18 protein-coding genes are annotated in these 15791 nt (G+C 33.3%); 6 read left to right on the plus strand and 12 right to left on the minus strand.

What is annotated here, in order from left to right; all coding sequences use genetic code 11:
• Window position 1: 1 nt before the first annotated feature.
• Window positions 2-1093 (plus strand): glycosyltransferase family 4 protein, encoded by a 1092-nt coding sequence (locus tag FCU45_RS07805; RefSeq protein ID WP_137013999.1) that lies wholly within the window; start codon window positions 2-4, stop codon window positions 1091-1093.
• Here FCU45_RS07805 and FCU45_RS07810 read toward each other — a convergent pair.
• From FCU45_RS07810 to rfbA, 8 genes are read right to left on the minus strand one after another with little or no spacing between them, the layout of a single operon-like run.
• The gene (locus tag FCU45_RS07810) at window positions 1073-1945 is read right to left on the minus strand and encodes a glycosyltransferase family 2 protein (protein WP_137014001.1); all 873 of its coding nucleotides are present in this window, start codon (window positions 1943-1945) and stop codon (window positions 1073-1075) included. The genes FCU45_RS07805 and FCU45_RS07810 overlap by 21 nt on opposite strands.
• Window positions 1932-3032: a DegT/DnrJ/EryC1/StrS family aminotransferase gene (locus tag FCU45_RS07815; protein WP_137014003.1), complete on the minus strand. Its 1101-nt coding sequence runs from the start codon at window positions 3030-3032 to the stop codon at window positions 1932-1934. The genes FCU45_RS07810 and FCU45_RS07815 overlap by 14 nt, the downstream gene beginning before the upstream one ends.
• Window positions 3029-3967, minus strand: a complete 939-nt coding sequence (locus FCU45_RS07820) for a GNAT family N-acetyltransferase (protein WP_137014005.1) — start codon at window positions 3965-3967, stop codon at window positions 3029-3031. Before FCU45_RS07820 ends, FCU45_RS07815 begins: the two co-directional genes overlap by 4 nt.
• Entirely contained in the window at window positions 3968-4888 is a 921-nt protein-coding gene (locus FCU45_RS07825) for a glycoside hydrolase family protein (protein ID WP_137014007.1), read from the minus strand.
• Window positions 4888-5568, minus strand: a complete 681-nt coding sequence (locus tag FCU45_RS07830) for an acetyltransferase (protein ID WP_137014009.1) — start codon at window positions 5566-5568, stop codon at window positions 4888-4890. The genes FCU45_RS07825 and FCU45_RS07830 overlap by 1 nt, the downstream gene beginning before the upstream one ends.
• The gene (locus FCU45_RS07835; protein ID WP_342776142.1) at window positions 5555-5977 is read right to left on the minus strand and encodes a sugar 3,4-ketoisomerase; all 423 of its coding nucleotides are present in this window, start codon (window positions 5975-5977) and stop codon (window positions 5555-5557) included. Before FCU45_RS07835 ends, FCU45_RS07830 begins: the two co-directional genes overlap by 14 nt.
• Window positions 5974-6999 (minus strand): dTDP-glucose 4,6-dehydratase, encoded by a 1026-nt coding sequence (rfbB, locus tag FCU45_RS07840; RefSeq protein WP_137014011.1) that lies wholly within the window; start codon window positions 6997-6999, stop codon window positions 5974-5976. The genes FCU45_RS07835 and rfbB overlap by 4 nt, the downstream gene beginning before the upstream one ends.
• Window positions 6992-7867 carry a glucose-1-phosphate thymidylyltransferase RfbA gene (rfbA, locus tag FCU45_RS07845; RefSeq protein WP_137014013.1) on the minus strand — a complete coding sequence of 292 codons (876 nt, stop codon included), beginning with the start codon at window positions 7865-7867 and terminating at the stop codon, window positions 6992-6994. The genes rfbB and rfbA overlap by 8 nt, the downstream gene beginning before the upstream one ends.
• Window positions 7868-8067: 200 nt before the next feature.
• On the opposite strand from rfbA, the gene FCU45_RS07850 reads away from it, so the two are divergent.
• The 3 genes from FCU45_RS07850 to FCU45_RS07860 are packed head-to-tail and all read left to right on the plus strand — an operon-like array spanning window position 8068 to window position 11040.
• The gene (locus tag FCU45_RS07850; RefSeq protein WP_137014015.1) at window positions 8068-8802 is read left to right on the plus strand and encodes an RIO2 family protein; all 735 of its coding nucleotides are present in this window, start codon (window positions 8068-8070) and stop codon (window positions 8800-8802) included.
• Between the two features lie 37 nt (window positions 8803-8839).
• Window positions 8840-10168, plus strand: a complete 1329-nt coding sequence (locus FCU45_RS07855) for a UDP-glucose dehydrogenase family protein (protein WP_137014017.1) — start codon at window positions 8840-8842, stop codon at window positions 10166-10168.
• Window positions 10168-11040, plus strand: a complete 873-nt coding sequence (locus FCU45_RS07860; protein ID WP_137014019.1) for an NAD-dependent epimerase/dehydratase family protein — start codon at window positions 10168-10170, stop codon at window positions 11038-11040. The genes FCU45_RS07855 and FCU45_RS07860 overlap by 1 nt, the downstream gene beginning before the upstream one ends.
• Window position 11041: 1 nt before the next feature.
• Here the strand turns inward: FCU45_RS07860 and FCU45_RS07865 are convergent, their stop codons facing one another.
• Window positions 11042-11794 carry a glycosyltransferase family 2 protein gene (locus tag FCU45_RS07865; protein WP_137014021.1) on the minus strand — a complete coding sequence of 251 codons (753 nt, stop codon included), beginning with the start codon at window positions 11792-11794 and terminating at the stop codon, window positions 11042-11044.
• A 47-nt stretch (window positions 11795-11841) separates the two neighbouring features.
• Here FCU45_RS07865 and FCU45_RS07870 point away from each other — a divergent pair, with 47 nt between their 5' ends.
• Window positions 11842-12399, plus strand: coding sequence for an acyltransferase (locus FCU45_RS07870; RefSeq protein ID WP_137014023.1), 558 nt, complete (start codon window positions 11842-11844; stop codon window positions 12397-12399).
• Here FCU45_RS07870 and FCU45_RS07875 read toward each other — a convergent pair.
• Both FCU45_RS07875 and FCU45_RS07880 read right to left on the minus strand, forming a co-directional pair.
• Window positions 12396-13358 carry a glycosyltransferase family 9 protein gene (locus FCU45_RS07875; protein WP_137014025.1) on the minus strand — a complete coding sequence of 321 codons (963 nt, stop codon included), beginning with the start codon at window positions 13356-13358 and terminating at the stop codon, window positions 12396-12398. The genes FCU45_RS07870 and FCU45_RS07875 overlap by 4 nt on opposite strands.
• A 20-nt stretch (window positions 13359-13378) precedes the next feature.
• Entirely contained in the window at window positions 13379-13741 is a 363-nt protein-coding gene (locus FCU45_RS07880) for a diacylglycerol kinase (protein WP_137014027.1), read from the minus strand.
• 90 nt (window positions 13742-13831) lie between these two features.
• Between FCU45_RS07880 and FCU45_RS07885 the strand changes: the two genes are divergently transcribed.
• Window positions 13832-15109: a glycosyl hydrolase gene (locus tag FCU45_RS07885; protein ID WP_137014029.1), complete on the plus strand. Its 1278-nt coding sequence runs from the start codon at window positions 13832-13834 to the stop codon at window positions 15107-15109.
• A gap of 185 nt (window positions 15110-15294) precedes the next feature.
• Here the strand turns inward: FCU45_RS07885 and FCU45_RS07890 are convergent.
• The coding region (locus tag FCU45_RS07890; RefSeq protein WP_137014031.1) for a transposase at window positions 15295-15791 on the minus strand (497 nt) is incomplete at its 5' end.

Below are 15791 nucleotides of genomic sequence, written 5' to 3' on the forward strand. Positions count from 1 at the left end.
ATTGAACTTACTTATACTTGCTTCAACAGATACAACCTACAACAGTGTAAGACCTGAGGCTGAAATATATATTTCTCTTGCAAAATTGGGATATAACTTGACAGTCATGACCGCAAAAAATAGTGTGTATTCGAATATATTTATGCAGCAAGGCATCAATATCATAGATGCCAAATTTAATAAAAAAATAAATATTAAACTCATATCTTTAATAAGAAAGACTATAAAAGAAAAGAAGATAGATTTCATATATGGAACAAATTCTAGGGCTATATCAAATGCCATCATAGCTTCTTTTGGTTTACCTTCAAAGTTAATAATATATCGAGGAACAACGGGCGGGCTATACAGACATGACCCAAGTTCATATTTAAATGCTCTTAATCCTAGGGTCGATGGTGTAATTTGTGTATCTGAAGCTGTCACAAAACATGTAAAAAAACAGGTATTTGACAAATCAAAAAAAATTGAGACTATATATAAAGGTCACGATGTTTCATGGTATAACCAGCAGCCTATAAACCTTGAAGAGTTTGGTACAAACAAAAATAACTTTAATATCGCTTTTATTGCAAATATACGACCTCATAAAGGGCTCATATATGTTCTACAAGCTGCTCATATGCTGGCTGACATTAAGGATTTACACATTCTTCTTATTGGTGACAAAGTTTCAAAAGAACCATATTTATCTCAGATTAAAAACAGCGGTATGCAAGAGAGAATTCATGTAACCGGCTATCGCAATGATGTAACAAACATCATTACTGCATGCGATGTCTTAGTTCACGCTTCAACCAGAAAAGAGGGGCTGCCAAGGGTTATTTTAGAGTCTTTGGCAAGCGGGACTCCTGTTATAGCATCTGCAAACGAGAGCTCTTTAGAGATAATAGAAGATGGTGTAAACGGCTTTATAGTCCCAATAAAAGACGCAAAAGCGATAGCACAAAAGATAAGAGAGTTGCACGACTCTCCTCAGACTCTGCAAAAGTTAAAAGAACATGCCAAAGATGTCATAAAAAACAAACTATCCCACACTCAAACAGTTAAAAAGTTTGATGAGTACTTTAAATCATTTAAAAAGATATCTTAGGGCACCTTTTATAAACTTTGGATGATACCAGGAGCTAGGCAAAGCTTTGGTCATATATTTTTTTGCCAACTCTTTTTTATTTGCTTTTACTAGTTGTACAAAAGAGTAAAGATAGTGTCTATTGATGGCTTTTTTGTACATTGGTTCATCTGAATAGTCATTTAACATTTTCTCCATCTCTTCAACCATAAACTCTGAGTTTTTACTCATATTACTATCGTGATCTCTGTAATATACTAAATCTTCATTTAAATATAAAATTTTATATTTTTTGCTTATTTTTAGCCACATCGGATGATCTTCTATTTTGTACTTTGTTTCATGACCTCCTATCTCATTCAAAACGCTTTTTTTTATAAAAACAGTTGGTCCTGTTATAAAATTTCTAAATAGAAGATCATTAAATATATAACCTGACTTATTGTACTTGGTCGTTACTCTGCCTAATATATTTGACTTATTGTCAACTCTTATCATATTGCCGTAACACATTGCATGCTCATAGTTTTTTTCTAGAGCTTCTACTTGCTTTTCTATTTTTGTGGGTGCATAAAAATCATCTGATGCTAATCCTGTTATATAATAACCTTTTGCAAGTTGCTCAATTTCTTTAATTGTTGTAATCAATCCTCTGTTTTCTCGACTAATATACTCAAATCTCTTAAATCTATTTTTGCATTCATCATAAAGTTCCATTATTTTTTCATGCGTTTTATCTGGAGAGCCATCATTGATAATTATCAACTCTATATTTTTATATGTCTGATTTATAACACTATTTATAGCTTCATGAATATATTGTTCATGGTTGTATGCAGGTATCCAGACAGTTACCAATTTATCTAAACTCATTCAAAACCTTTACTATTGTTTTAGTGTCTTCAAAGCTTTGAATACCGCTTATTGGTAGACTTAAAACTTCATTATGAATTTGTTCACTTACCGGATAGATTTCATTATTCCATTCTTTATAGGCATTTTGTTTATGCGGTGGTATTGGATAGTGGATAAGTGTTTGGATACCTTTATCTAAAAGGTATTTTTGTAGTTCATCTCTTTTATTTGTTCTTATAACAAACAGATGCCACACATGATTATTTTCAGCTCTTAGGGTTGGTAAAATGATATTTTCATTTTTAATAGTTTTTAGATAATAATTTGCTATCTCTCTTCTTTTATCAATCTCATTATCTAAATATCTAAGCTTCACTCTTAGCATCGAAGCTTGCATTTCATCAAGCCTGCTATTTACACCTTTGTAAAGATTTTCATATTTTTTGTGGCTTCCGTAGTTCCCTAGTGCTTTGATAGTATTTGCCAGCTCTTCATCATTTGTAGTAACTGCTCCACCATCACCTAAAGCACCAAGATTTTTCCCAGGATAAAAGCTAAATCCACTTGCATCTCCCAAGTTTCCACTTCTTTTATCTTTGTAGTAAGAACCGTGTGATTGGGCTGAGTCTTCTATAACTTTTAAATTATATTTTTTAGCTATTTCATTTATCTTTTCCATATCACAAGTTTGCCCGTAAAGATGTACTGGTAAAATAGCTTTTGTTTTGGAAGTGATTTTTTCTTCTATTTTAGATGGGTCTATAAGATATGTATTTATATCTGGCTCCACTAAAATAGGCACGAAATTGTTTTGAGAAATTGCAAGTATTGAAGCTATATAGGTATTTGAAGGTACTATAACTTCATCTCCATCTTTCATAAAATCTAGTTCTTTATAAGCTCTAAGTATCAAAATAAGCGCATCAAGACCATTTGCTACCCCTATGGCATACTTTACACCACAATACTCTGCAAACTCTTTGTCAAACTCTTTACATTCATTTCCTTGAATATACCAACCACTGTCTACTACTCTTGTACAAGCTTCTATTAATTCAGCTTTATATTGAGCATTTATGCCTTTTAAATCTAAAAATGGAATCATTTTATCTCCAATTCATAAAAATCTTGGACAACTGCCCTTGCTCCAAAACCTTCTTTTTGAGCGATTAAACCAGTATTTAAAAATCTACCGGCATCTTCATTTGATATTCCAAAATCAAAATATTTTTTATTTTTATAAACATCTTTTATCAAATAATCTATCAATAAATCCAATGCTCCAAGCTCTCTTCCCTCTTCACTATTTGCTAAATACTGAGTATGTACAATATTTTGATTCTCATAAATTAAAGCACCTGAAACTACTTTTTCATCTTTTTTTGCTAAAAAAAGTTTAATATTTTTTGGAAATAAACTAGCCAATTTCCTCATCTCTTCTAATGTATGTACTGGCTTTGCTTCATGATTTGATTCTAAAACTCCTGTTAAAAGTTCCCAAAAGGCTTTATAATCATTAGATTCAAAGGCTTCTATCGGTTCTTTTTTAGCTTTATTTATAGTCCATTTTCTACCCTTAGAATATCTAACTTGTTCGGTCAAATCTATAGTTGAAGTCACATCTCTTCGTATTAACTTTGCATTATTTCTAAAGAGAGCATATCTATCTTCTTCTGATGGTTTTATGTGATATATATATGGAATACATTTGTAAATAATCTTTTTTATATTTTGCTTTTTTGCATAATCTTTTAAAAATTGAAAAATTTCTAACATTGTTTCTGTTTTCATTTTATCATCTACTAAAAACCCGCCAAAAGTAAGCCCATGATGAGAATATAAAAAATTTTCTTTTATATTTGCAGGTAAAATAGCAATCAATTTATCCGTATCATCAAAAATCATAAGTGAAAAATCTTCAAATCTATCATTATGATATTCCATATAATCTCTGTCAAAAAAGAAATGACTGTTTTTTGAATTCTTTACAAATTCATTCCATAAATTTTTATACTCTGCTCTATATTTGATTATATTCATTTATTCCTCGATTAATTCTGCATAACCAAAACCATCTTCTCCCATATTATTACCATTATAAAACATATATGTTTTATCCTTTGTCTTTACGATAGATGGGTAGCTTAAATGGATACTATCCCAGCCTTCTTTAGATAATTCTATTCCTAAATTTTTATCATCTCTTTCCCACTTTATACCATCAAATGAAACTGCATGTCCTGCAATATATCTCCCATCTGTTGTACCATAAGTAAAATTCATAATATATAAGTTATTCTTTTTATATGTTCTTGGTCTACCTATTCTGTACTCAAAATTGTTTTTATTATTTTCTATACATTTAATTCCATTTTCTTTAAAATGAATTCCATCATACGATTCGATATAATTTATATCGTACTGAGGATAATCCACTCCATTTATAGTTTCCCAACCGCTACCTGTTGCATACCAAAACTTAAACTTTTTATCTTCATATATTACAGAATGTATAGCTCTAATATATAAAGCTTCATCTTCTCTATCCATAATTGGAGTATGTTTATATCTTGTAAAAGTTTCTCCATTATCTTCACTAATTGCTAAACCACTATATGCTAAAAACTTCGACTTTTTAACTAATTGAAATCCTACATAATACATATGAATTTTATTATCTACTCTAATTAAGTCCCCTAAAATCACACCATTATCATCAAACATACCATCTTTACCAATATCCAATACGGGTTTATCAGATATTTTCAATATATTTGAAGGATTATTAGCATCTACATCAACATATCCGATTCTCCCAACACCTTGAGAATCCCTAAAGCTCACATAAATTCTTATTGTCTTTTCGTCTAATAAAAAAGCTGTTGGTGTTAATGCGGAATTATCTCTCCAGCTATTATCTTTTGGAGGTTGATAAATTAGTCCTTTCTTTTCCCATTTCATCAATCTTCCTTTATTCTAAACAATCTATGAGTATTTACTTTTGATAATTCTGTTTGTTTTAATTGATAAAATTCTTTTTCATTAGTATCTTTTTGTATTAAAGCACCAGCACCTATAAAATTATCTTTAGCTAGTTTGGTATTGTCCTCAATAGTACAGTTAACACCTAAAAAAGAGTTTTCGCCAACTTCACAAAATCCTGAAATAACACAGTGCGAAGATATAAAACAATTATCTCTTATAATTGTATTATGTCCTATATGATTTCCACTCCATAGAGTTACATTATTTCCTATTTTTACAAAAGGCTGAAGTGTATTGTCTTCAAATATAAAGCAATTTTCACCAATCTCTACATTTCTCCATACAAAAGCTTTTGAACTGATATAAGTTGCACACTTGTACCCTTTTGCTTTTACTTCACTATAAACTTTTGTTCTATTTCTATTTAGTTTCCCTGAACTTATTGCAACATATACCTCATATTTATTTGGATTATATTTTTCTTCTAAAGTTTCAAATGGAATTACTGGTAAATCATTAACAATTGTTTCAGTAATATACTGTTCATTCACACTGAATGCCACAACTTCATATGCTGAGTCGAATTGAAAATATTCATAAGCTATTAAACCTGTTTCTCCACTTCCTACGATGATTAGTTTTTTAGTTTTTTCCATTTTCAACTTCCTTTATAAATTTATCATAATCTCTAATATAATCTCTTTCATCATAATGTTCACTTGCTAGCACAACCAAAACACAGTCTTGACTAAAATCTTTCATCTCTCTCCAAATGAGTCCTTCTATAAAAAGTCCTTGGTTTGGATTATCAAGCTTTACTTCTTCTCTTTTTTTCCCATCATCAAGTACAAAAGTACAAGCGCCTTTTACGGCAATGGCAATTTGTTTAAGGTTTATGTGAGCATGAAAACCTCTCTTAACCCCTTCTTTTGTATCAAAAATATAATAAACCCTTTTTATTTCAAATGGTGCATTGTACCCTTGTTCTATTGCTATTAAAGAGCCTCTTTCATCACCTAATGTTTTAAAATTTACTAATTTATAACTACTCATTTGATTATTCAATACTTTTCCAAATACCACTCAATTGTTTTAACGATTCCGCTCTCAAAGTTCTCATCTGCTCTCCAGAGAAGTTCATTTTCCAGTTTTGTTGCATCTATAGCATAGCGGCGGTCATGTCCGGCTCTATCCTCTACAAATGTAATGAGCTCTTTATATGATTTTTCTTTTGGAACTTGTTGGTCAAGAATAGTACAAATTCTATCTACTATTTGAAGATTTGTTCTCTCGTTTCTTCCGCCTATATTATAAACTTCTCCAGTTTTACCTGTGTGATAAACAATGTCTATTCCTTTACAGTGGTCAAGCACATAAAGCCAGTCACGAATATTTTTACCATCTCCGTAGATTGGAATTGGATTGCCTTGTAAAGCATTTCTGATAATAGTCGGAATAAGTTTTTCATCATGCTGTTTTGGTCCGTAGTTGTTTGAACAGTTTGTAATCACACAATCCATCCCGTAAGTCTCTACATAGCTTCGCACTATCATATCACTGCTTGCTTTGCTTGCACTATAGGGTGAGTTTGGAGCGTATGGCGTAGTCTCACGAAATAACTCTTTTGGGTCATCGCTTAATGTTCCATAGACTTCATCGGTGCTTATATGATGAAATCTGCAATTTTGATATGCCTCTTTTTTAGTAAAGGGCTTTTGCATCCACTGCTTGTATGCAACATCTAAAAGGGTAAAAGTTCCGTTCACATTTGTCTGCACAAATACTCCCGGGTTTTTAATGGAGTTGTCCACATGACTCTCCGACGCAAAGTGTATCACTCCGTGTATGTCGTATTCGTTAAAAATAAACTCTACTAGCTCACGGTTGCATATATCGCCTTTTATGAACTTGTATCTTTCATTTCCTTCACATTCACTGAGGTTTTCTAGGTTACCTGCGTACGTGAGTAAATCTAAATTTACAATATTATAATTTTCATACTTTTCTAAAAAATATGGTACGAAATTTGAGCCGATAAAACCTGCACATCCTGTAACCAGTACGGTTTTATTTGTATTGTTAAACATTCTCCTCCTTTACAAGATCATAAAGATATTGTCCATATCCATTTTTAGAAAGTGGTTTTGCAATTTCTAGTATTTTTTCTTTCTCTATCCATCCATTTTTATATGCTATCTCTTCAAGACACGCTATTTTGTATCCTTGCCTATGTTCTATAGTCTGTACAAATTGACCTGCCTCGATGAGACTGTCATGAGTTCCGGTGTCTAACCATGCAAACCCTCTTCCTAAAAGTTCAACTTTAAGTTTTCCTTTTTTAAGGTATTCCTGATTTACTGTTGTTATTTCAAGCTCTCCACGATGAGATGGTTTTACATTTTTCGCTATCTCAATAACATCATTATCATAAAAATAGAGCCCAGTTACTGCAAAGTTTGATTTTGGTTTTGTTGGTTTTTCTTCTATGCTTATTGCGCTTTTGTCTTTATCAAACTCTACCACACCAAACCTCTCTGGATCTTTTACTTGGTAACCAAATACTACAGCACCATCTTTAATTGAAGCTGCGCTTTTGAGTAGTGGCGTAAACCCTTGACCATAAAAAATATTATCTCCAAGAATTAAACAAACACTCTCTTTTCCTATAAACTCTTCTCCTAAGATAAATGCTTGAGTCAATCCGTCTGGGCTTGGCTGTATTTTATACTCTAAGCTTATGCCCCAATCACTTCCATCACCCAAAAGTTCTTCAAATTTGCCTATGTCTTGAGGAGTTGATATTATAAGTATCTCTTTTATCCCTGCAAGCATTAAAACTGAAAGTGGGTAATATATCATCGGTTTGTCATAAATCGGAAGTAACTGTTTACTGATGCTTCTTGTTACTGGATAAAGTCTTGTACCACTTCTACCAGCCAAAATGATTCCTTTCATTTGTTACGCACCTCATTTATTAATTAAAGAATTATATCTAATATTGACTAAAAACTAAATTTCAAACAATTAAGCATATTTAAGATAAAATCAACAAAAAATTATGGGTACAATAATGATGAATACTAATAACAAAGAAGCTGTTATAAATGATTATAAAATTGCTTTTTTTTGTATTTATCCCTCAGAGCGGAATAAACATGAACTTTAATTATATTGATAAAGAATATATTAATTTACTAAAAAATATACAAAATTATTTTTATGCTTCACAAAACTCAATTCATAAAGCAAGAAACGAGATAAAAATCATCGATTTTAACGGTGAGAGTCTTGTAGTAAAATCTTTTAAGACTCCAAATATTATAAACAAAATAATCTACACTTTTTTTAGAGACTCTAAAGCAAAAAAATCCTATGAAAACAGCATGAAAATTTTTGATTTTGTACCAAAACCGATAGGTTATATAGAGTTTCATAAATTTGGACTAATCGATGATAGCTACTTTGTAAGTGAAAAATTTGATTATGATTTTACAATTAGAGAGCCATTAAGAGACTATAATTTTGAAAACAAAAAAGAAATTTTTGAAGCTTTTGCACAATTTACATTTGAGTTGCATGAAAATAACATTTTTCATCTTGATTATTCACTTGGAAATATATTAATAAAAAAAGATGATGGTTCTTACATATTTAAAGTAGTTGACATTAACAGAATGGAGTTTAAAAAATTAAGCGTTGATGAGAGACTTAAAAACTTCTCAAAGCTTTGGGCAAAAGATGCAGATCTAAAAGTAATTATAAATGAGTATGCGAAACTCATTAAAAGCGATACTGATTATTGTGTTAAAATTGCATTAAAATATTCACAAGCTCACAAAGATAGAAAGAATTTAAAAAAGAGATTAAGGGGTCAGCAAGTTGTTGATTAGCCAATGATCAAAGCCCTGAAACAAAGGATAACAAGTAGTGAAAATTAGTATAATCGGCACGGGATATGTAGGCCTAGTAAGTGGAACATGCTTTGCAGAAATGGGCAATAGCGTAATTTGCGTGGATGTTGATGAACAAAAAATAAAAAAGCTAAAACAAGGAATTATCCCCATATTTGAGCCTGGTCTTGAAAATATGGTTCTTGAAAACTTCAATAAAGGAACTCTGATTTTCAATACTGATATTAAAGAAGCTTTAAAAACTTCAGAGATTTGTTTTATAGCAGTCGGAACTCCGATGGGCGAAGATGGAAGCGCTGATCTAAAATACGTTCTAGATGTTGCAAAAAGTATTGGTAAACATATGACTCATCATATGTATGTTGTTGACAAAAGTACGGTTCCAGTCGGAACGGCAGATAAAGTTAAAAATACTATCCAGAAAGAGCTAGATAAGAGGAGCTCTAATCTTACCTTTGATGTTATCAGCAATCCAGAATTTTTAAAAGAGGGAGCGGCTATTGAAGATTTTATGAAACCTGACAGGGTCGTGATCGGAGCTGACAATAAAAAAGCTTTTGACGTAATGCATGAACTCTATGAACCTTTTCTTCATAAGACAGACAGGTTTATAACAATGGACATAAAGAGTGCAGAAATGACAAAATATGCAGCAAATGCAATGCTTGCAACCAAGATATCTTTTATGAACGAAATAAGCCAGATATGCGAAATAGTTGGTGCAGATATTAATAAAGTAAGAAACGGTATAGGAAGTGACAGCAGAATAGGCTATAGTTTTATTTATCCTGGATGTGGATATGGCGGAAGCTGTTTTCCAAAAGATGTCCAAGCTTTGGCAAAGACTGCAAAAGACTTTGGTTATACTCCTAAAATACTTGATGCCGTAGAAGATGTAAATAACGCACAAAAAAAAGTTATCGCTACAAAAGTTATTAAAAGATTTGGCGAAGATTTAAGCGGCAAAACATTTGCTGTGTGGGGACTCAGCTTTAAACCTGAAACAGATGACATGAGGGAAGCAAGTTCTATAACAATAATAAATGAACTGACCTCAAGAGGAGCAAAGGTAAAAGCCTATGACCCTAAAGCCAGACATGAAGCAGAAACATTTTATCTGAAGGATAATCAAAACGTAGAGTATGTTGACTCGAAATATTCGGCACTTACAAATGCAGATGCAATGATATTGGTAACAGAATGGAAAGAGTTTAGAAGCCCGGATTTTGATGAAATGGCTATTAGGCTGAATAATAAAATAATTTTTGACGGAAGAAATCAGTATAAAAAAGAAAAACTAGAAGCAATCGGCTTCGAATACCACCAAATTGGAGTAAAATCATAATGAAGAAAAAAATATTAGTAACCGGTGGTGCAGGATTTGTGGGAAGCCACCTTTGTGAAAAGCTCTCACAAAACAAAGACTATGATGTTTACAGTCTAGACAACTACTTTACCGGCAGCAAAGAGAATCATGTTCCAAATGTAACATACATAGAAGGAGACACCGTAGATATCGCGAAACTCGTTACTTTTTATCCTGATATGGTTTACCATTTAGGAGAATATTCTAGAGTTGAACAGAGTTTTGATGATATAGAAAAAGTTTGGAAATACAATAAGGACGGCATTTTTGCTGTTCTAGAGTTTGTAAGACGGGCGGGCTGTAAAATACTATATGCAGGAAGTTCTACAAAATTCGGTGATGGGGGCCTTGGAAGAAGTGCCTCCCCATATGCCTGGACAAAAGCAAGCAATACTGAACTAGTGGAAAATTACGGCACATGGTATAACGTACCTTATGCTGTCACATATTTTTATAATGTATATGGGCCGAGGGAGATACAAAGCGGAAAGTACGCGACTCTGATTGCTCTTTTTAAAGAAAAAATGAAAAAAGGAGATGTTTTAACTGTTGTAAGTCCTGGAACTCAAAAAAGAAATTTTACCCACATAGACGATATTATCGATGGTCTTGTTTTAGTTGGTGAAAACGGCTATGGAGATGAATTTGGCATTGGAAGCCCAGAATCTTACAGCATACTTGAAATAGCCCAAATGTTCGGCGGTAAAATAGAGATGCTGCCTGAAAGAAAGGGCAATAGAATGAGCGCAGATGTCGTAACAGCTAAAACCGAAGCTTTAGGCTGGAATCCAAAGAAAAACATAAAAGATTACATAGAAAAATTAAGAAAAAACAACTGGGAGCATGAGTAGATTACTTCTGCTCATTTTCCTGCATCTCTATCATAATTACATACTTCATATAACTATTATAAGCAGAAGCAAAGGCAACATGCCACTCCTGAATCCCTCCGAATATTCCGCCTTTTAAAATAAGACCTTTAAAAAAAGCTGCCGCACCATGAACAAATGGATCGTACCAAGAAGCTCTCTTGCCCTCCGCGTATCGTACTTTTGCAAGATTTACGGCGAATCTGTCTGCTTTGGATACAAGCACACCAAAATTATCAAAAGAGTAATGAAGCATATCAACGTCTAAATTTTTATAATTTTTACACTCTACATATCCATGCTCACCCATGGTGTTGTATCCACACTTGGATTTATTGTAGAGTCTTACCACTCTATCCGGATACCACTGCTTTATAAACTTTTTTCCTATAAAGCTTTTGCGACGCAAAGAGTAAGCGTCAAACTTTTCATTTTCCAGATCAAGATTTTTTAGGTAATCTATGGCTTCATCTTCAAGTCTCTCATCAGCATCGATACTTAGTATCCACTCATTTGTAGCGAATTGTTCACAAAAAGCTTTTTGACCGCCGTCTCCAAGATATTTTTGCTTAATTACCCTTGCACCTAGACTCTCGGCTATTTCGCATGTTTCATCAGAACTAAAAGAGTCTACTACTATAACTTCACTGCATATTTTTTGAACATTTTGTATAACATCTCTAATATGCTTTTTTTCATTTAATGTTATAATCGTAGCTGTAATTTTTATTTGCATGGGCACTCTATTTTTTACGAAATTTTATCATAAATAAAAGGCACTGTATGAATCAACTAACATTTTTACAAAAAATAAGAAATAAAATTAGAGTTTATGGCAGAGATAATAAAATTTTTCTTGATAAAAAAAATAAAATAAAAATCTCCAAAACAAAAATAGTCATCAAAGGCTCAAACAACACTCTGCATATAAACAGCGGCGTAAAGATAAACGGTTCTTTTATAGAGATCGTTGGGAACAACTGCCGAATCACCATAGGCAAAAACTCTATTATCGGAGACGGATGCTATCTAAGCGCAAAAGATGAAAGTATCCATTTAATAATTGGCGATGAGTGTATGTTAAGCAGAAACGCAAAGCTTATGACCTCAGACGGACATCCAATATATCAAAACGGAGAAATTATAAATAGTGCTAAAGATATTACACTTGGAGATAAGGTCTGGATAGCAGACGATGTTACAATATTAAAAGGTGTAGAGGTGGGAGCGAACTCCGTTATTGGAATAGGTTCAGTGCTCACAAAATCTGTTCCCGCCGGCTCCATCGCAGTCGGAAATCCTGCAAAAGTTGTAAAAGAAAGCATAAGCTGGACGCACTAGAGCTCTAGCAGTTCTCTCTTTACCTCATCAATCAACTTTGCCCTTTTCTCTGTGTCACCCGGCAAACTAAAGTGCATTTGCAGCCCTTCATCCCCAACACTCTTCCATCTTTTAGAACTTGCAAAGAGGTTATCGGCGAAGAAGGTCATTGTCGGCGTTCCTACCAGTGAAGCGACATGATACGTACCCGTTGAAGTAGAGACAAAAAGCTTGAAATTACTTACAAGTTTTGCAAAATAGACAAGCCCTTCAAGCGAGAGATAAAAAACTATATTTACATCATAAAGCCTGTTTTGCATCTCTTCATAAAGCTCTTTCTCATCAGGTCCAAACGTAAGAACGACTTGATATTTGCCCTCTTTTATAACTTCACGGATTAAAATCTCATACTCATCAAGTGTGAAGTTTGCATCGCTTGAACCGCCAAAACCGACATGAAAAGCCACTACCTCTTTATCTATGTCATTATTTATACAAAAAACATCATAGATTTTCTTAGCATCCTCAAACTCTAAAAGCGGTTTTTTATACTCTAGATTTATACTGCTAAAAAGAGCCTTTGTGAGTTCTAAGTTGTACTCAAACTCTGCCATCTTCACTTCACTTCGTCTCTGAACTACTCTCTTTGTATAAAAGATCTGAGCGATTTTAGTCGCAGGTGCTATTCTCGTTGGAATTCGTGCCAAAAACTGAGCCATTGCTACGCGCGTATTTGAAAAAAGAGTTATGGAAGCGTCTATCTTTGCCTTTTTTAGTTTTGAAACCAGTTCAAAGAGACTTCCGCTATCATCTACTATCACCTCATCTATAAAGTCGCAAGACTGGGCAAGGGTTTTGTTAAGCGGGGCAACACATGCAATAATCCTGTTTTTTGGATCATGCTGTTTTAACACATACATAGCAGGAAGAGCAGTTATAAAATCACCTAGTTTATCTGTACGGACTACGAGAATATTCAAAAAAATTCCTAAATTAAAATTTAAAACAGTAGATCAAGAAAAACACTTGCCCAGACAATGACAAATAAAAAAATGCTCAAAAAAACTATAGAGCTTCCTACATCTTTTGCCCTGCCAGCCATCTCATGGTGTTCAAGTGTCACCAGATCCACAACTCTCTCTATCGCACTGTTTACCGCCTCTGCTATTAGCATAAACATCAAAGAGACAAACATTAACAACTTATTTGAAAGTGTGGTCTCAACAAATATCACTACAGGAATTAAAACTATAAAAACTACAAGCTCTATCCTAAACGATGATTCTGTCTTTATTAGATCCAAAAGCCCTTTAAGAGCATAATTAGTGTTTTTAAAAAAATTATATTTCGGCTGATTTCTCAACAATTATCCCTATTTCTCAATTTATGTTACTTAATAAAATTTTTAGAAGCAAGTGGCTGATTTTATCTTAAAAAGGCTATAATTCGCCTTATGAAAGAACCGTACAAGTGGGATAACTATTCCGATCAGCCATATCCGCTACAAGACAAAAACTACAAAAAGCAGATGCGAAAAAGCCAGATAGGCTCGCTGCTTAAAACTTTTTTGATCTCTATTGCAGTAATCCCGTTTTCACTGCTAATGACTCCGTTCGTGAAGAGAAAAAAGATAATCTCCAGCGAATTTTTCTGCCTTGGTGTCAATTTTGAACGCAATCCTAAAGAGACTCTTGAGATGATAGAAGAGCTAGGCGTAGAGAGAATTCTGTTGCGCATAAAACTTTGGGAGATGCAAAAACTTCCGCTTCTAAAAGATTTTATCCTAAAAACAAAAGATAAAAAAATAACGCTTAAAATACTTCAAGACAGAGAGCATATAGAAGATTTGAAGCTTCTAAAAAAAGATCTGGAGACAATTTTTAGTGCATTAGGTCAATATGTAGATATCTTTGAGATCGGTTCAACCATCAACAGAGCAAAATGGGGATTTTTCAGCGTTGATGAGTATAGCCGCTTCTTTCAAGTCGCTTATGACCTCAAGCTTGAAAAATTTCAAAATATAAAACTTATAGGAAGCGGTGTCATAGACTTTGAGTATCACTTTACTGCGCACACGCTCTTCAATACCAAAAAGTACCGTTATAACGGAGTCTCTTCACTTCTTTATGTAGATAGACGCGGTGCGCCTGAAAATATGCAGATGGGCTTTACTCTTCAGGACAAAATATCTCTTCTTAGCACAATGGTCTGGCTAAGTCCAAAAAGCAGTCATGAGCTTCACATCACGGAGACAAACTGGCCGATCAGCGGCACTGCTCCATACGCTCCGACAAGCGAATATGAGTGTGTGAGTGAAGAGTTATACGCAGACTACATGTTAAGATACTATCTGCTTGCTTTTGCCTCACAACAGGTTGACTCCGTATCGTGGCATCAGCTGATTGCTCCAGGGTATGGGCTTGTTGACAACAGAGAGGGCATTAAAAAACGCTCCGCATATAAAACATATAAATTTATGGTTAAAAATCTAAAAAATGCGCAGTTTTTAAGACTTGATATAAAACGAGGCTACTACATTCTTCAATTTTTAGTAGATAATAAGCTTCTTCAAATCCACTGGTCGCTAAAGACGACAACACTCAAAAAAGAAGATTTTTTTACACCATATTCGCGCGATGGAGAGAAGATAGAAGGCGAAACCCTATACATAGGTTCATCTCCAACCTACATATTTATCAAAGATGAAATAAAACCATCCTATAAAGAATAGCTTAAACCAATAGCTATTTTTTATAGACATAGATAATGTGTTTCATTATTTGAGTATTTAAAAAGTATAAATGCTCAGATGATCAAATACAAAGATATAACCACTATTTTAAAGGTTATGTTTTTTGGTCAGTGTTCATTAAAAACTCATTGTTTTCACAAGTGTTAAAACTAACCGTTTTAATATCATTTAGAGATTAAAACTCTTTTAGAGTTGTATGGTGTGTTGTATTTAAAAATTGAGTAGATAATTGTTGCTAGCTTTTTAGAAATAATTATCAAAGCTTCTTTTTTGCTTTTGCCGGCAGATACCTTATCTCGGAATACTTTTCTGAGTTCATCATTATGAAGCACAGAAGATACAGCTGCCATGTAAAGAGCATGCTTGGCTATGGGTATGCCTCTTTTGGCAAGCTTTCCGACAGATAGAGAGTTTCCTGATTGATACTGAGTAGGATAAAGTCCAAGGTAGCCTATAAAAGCCTTAGCAGATGAGAATCTTGTTAAATCTCCGCACTCTCCAAGTATCGCTGCAATAGTTTTATCGGCTACACCGGGGATAGATTTAAGATTTTCAATCGGAGCATCTAGCTTTTGAGATATACCAGATTCAATTAATTCATTTATTTTAGCTTCAATTTCAAGTTTTTCTTGACTTAAAAGCTCTAATATCTTAATATTAG

The sequence above is a fragment of the Sulfurimonas crateris genome, from assembly GCF_005217605.1.
Classification (GTDB): domain Bacteria; phylum Campylobacterota; class Campylobacteria; order Campylobacterales; family Sulfurimonadaceae; genus Sulfurimonas; species Sulfurimonas crateris.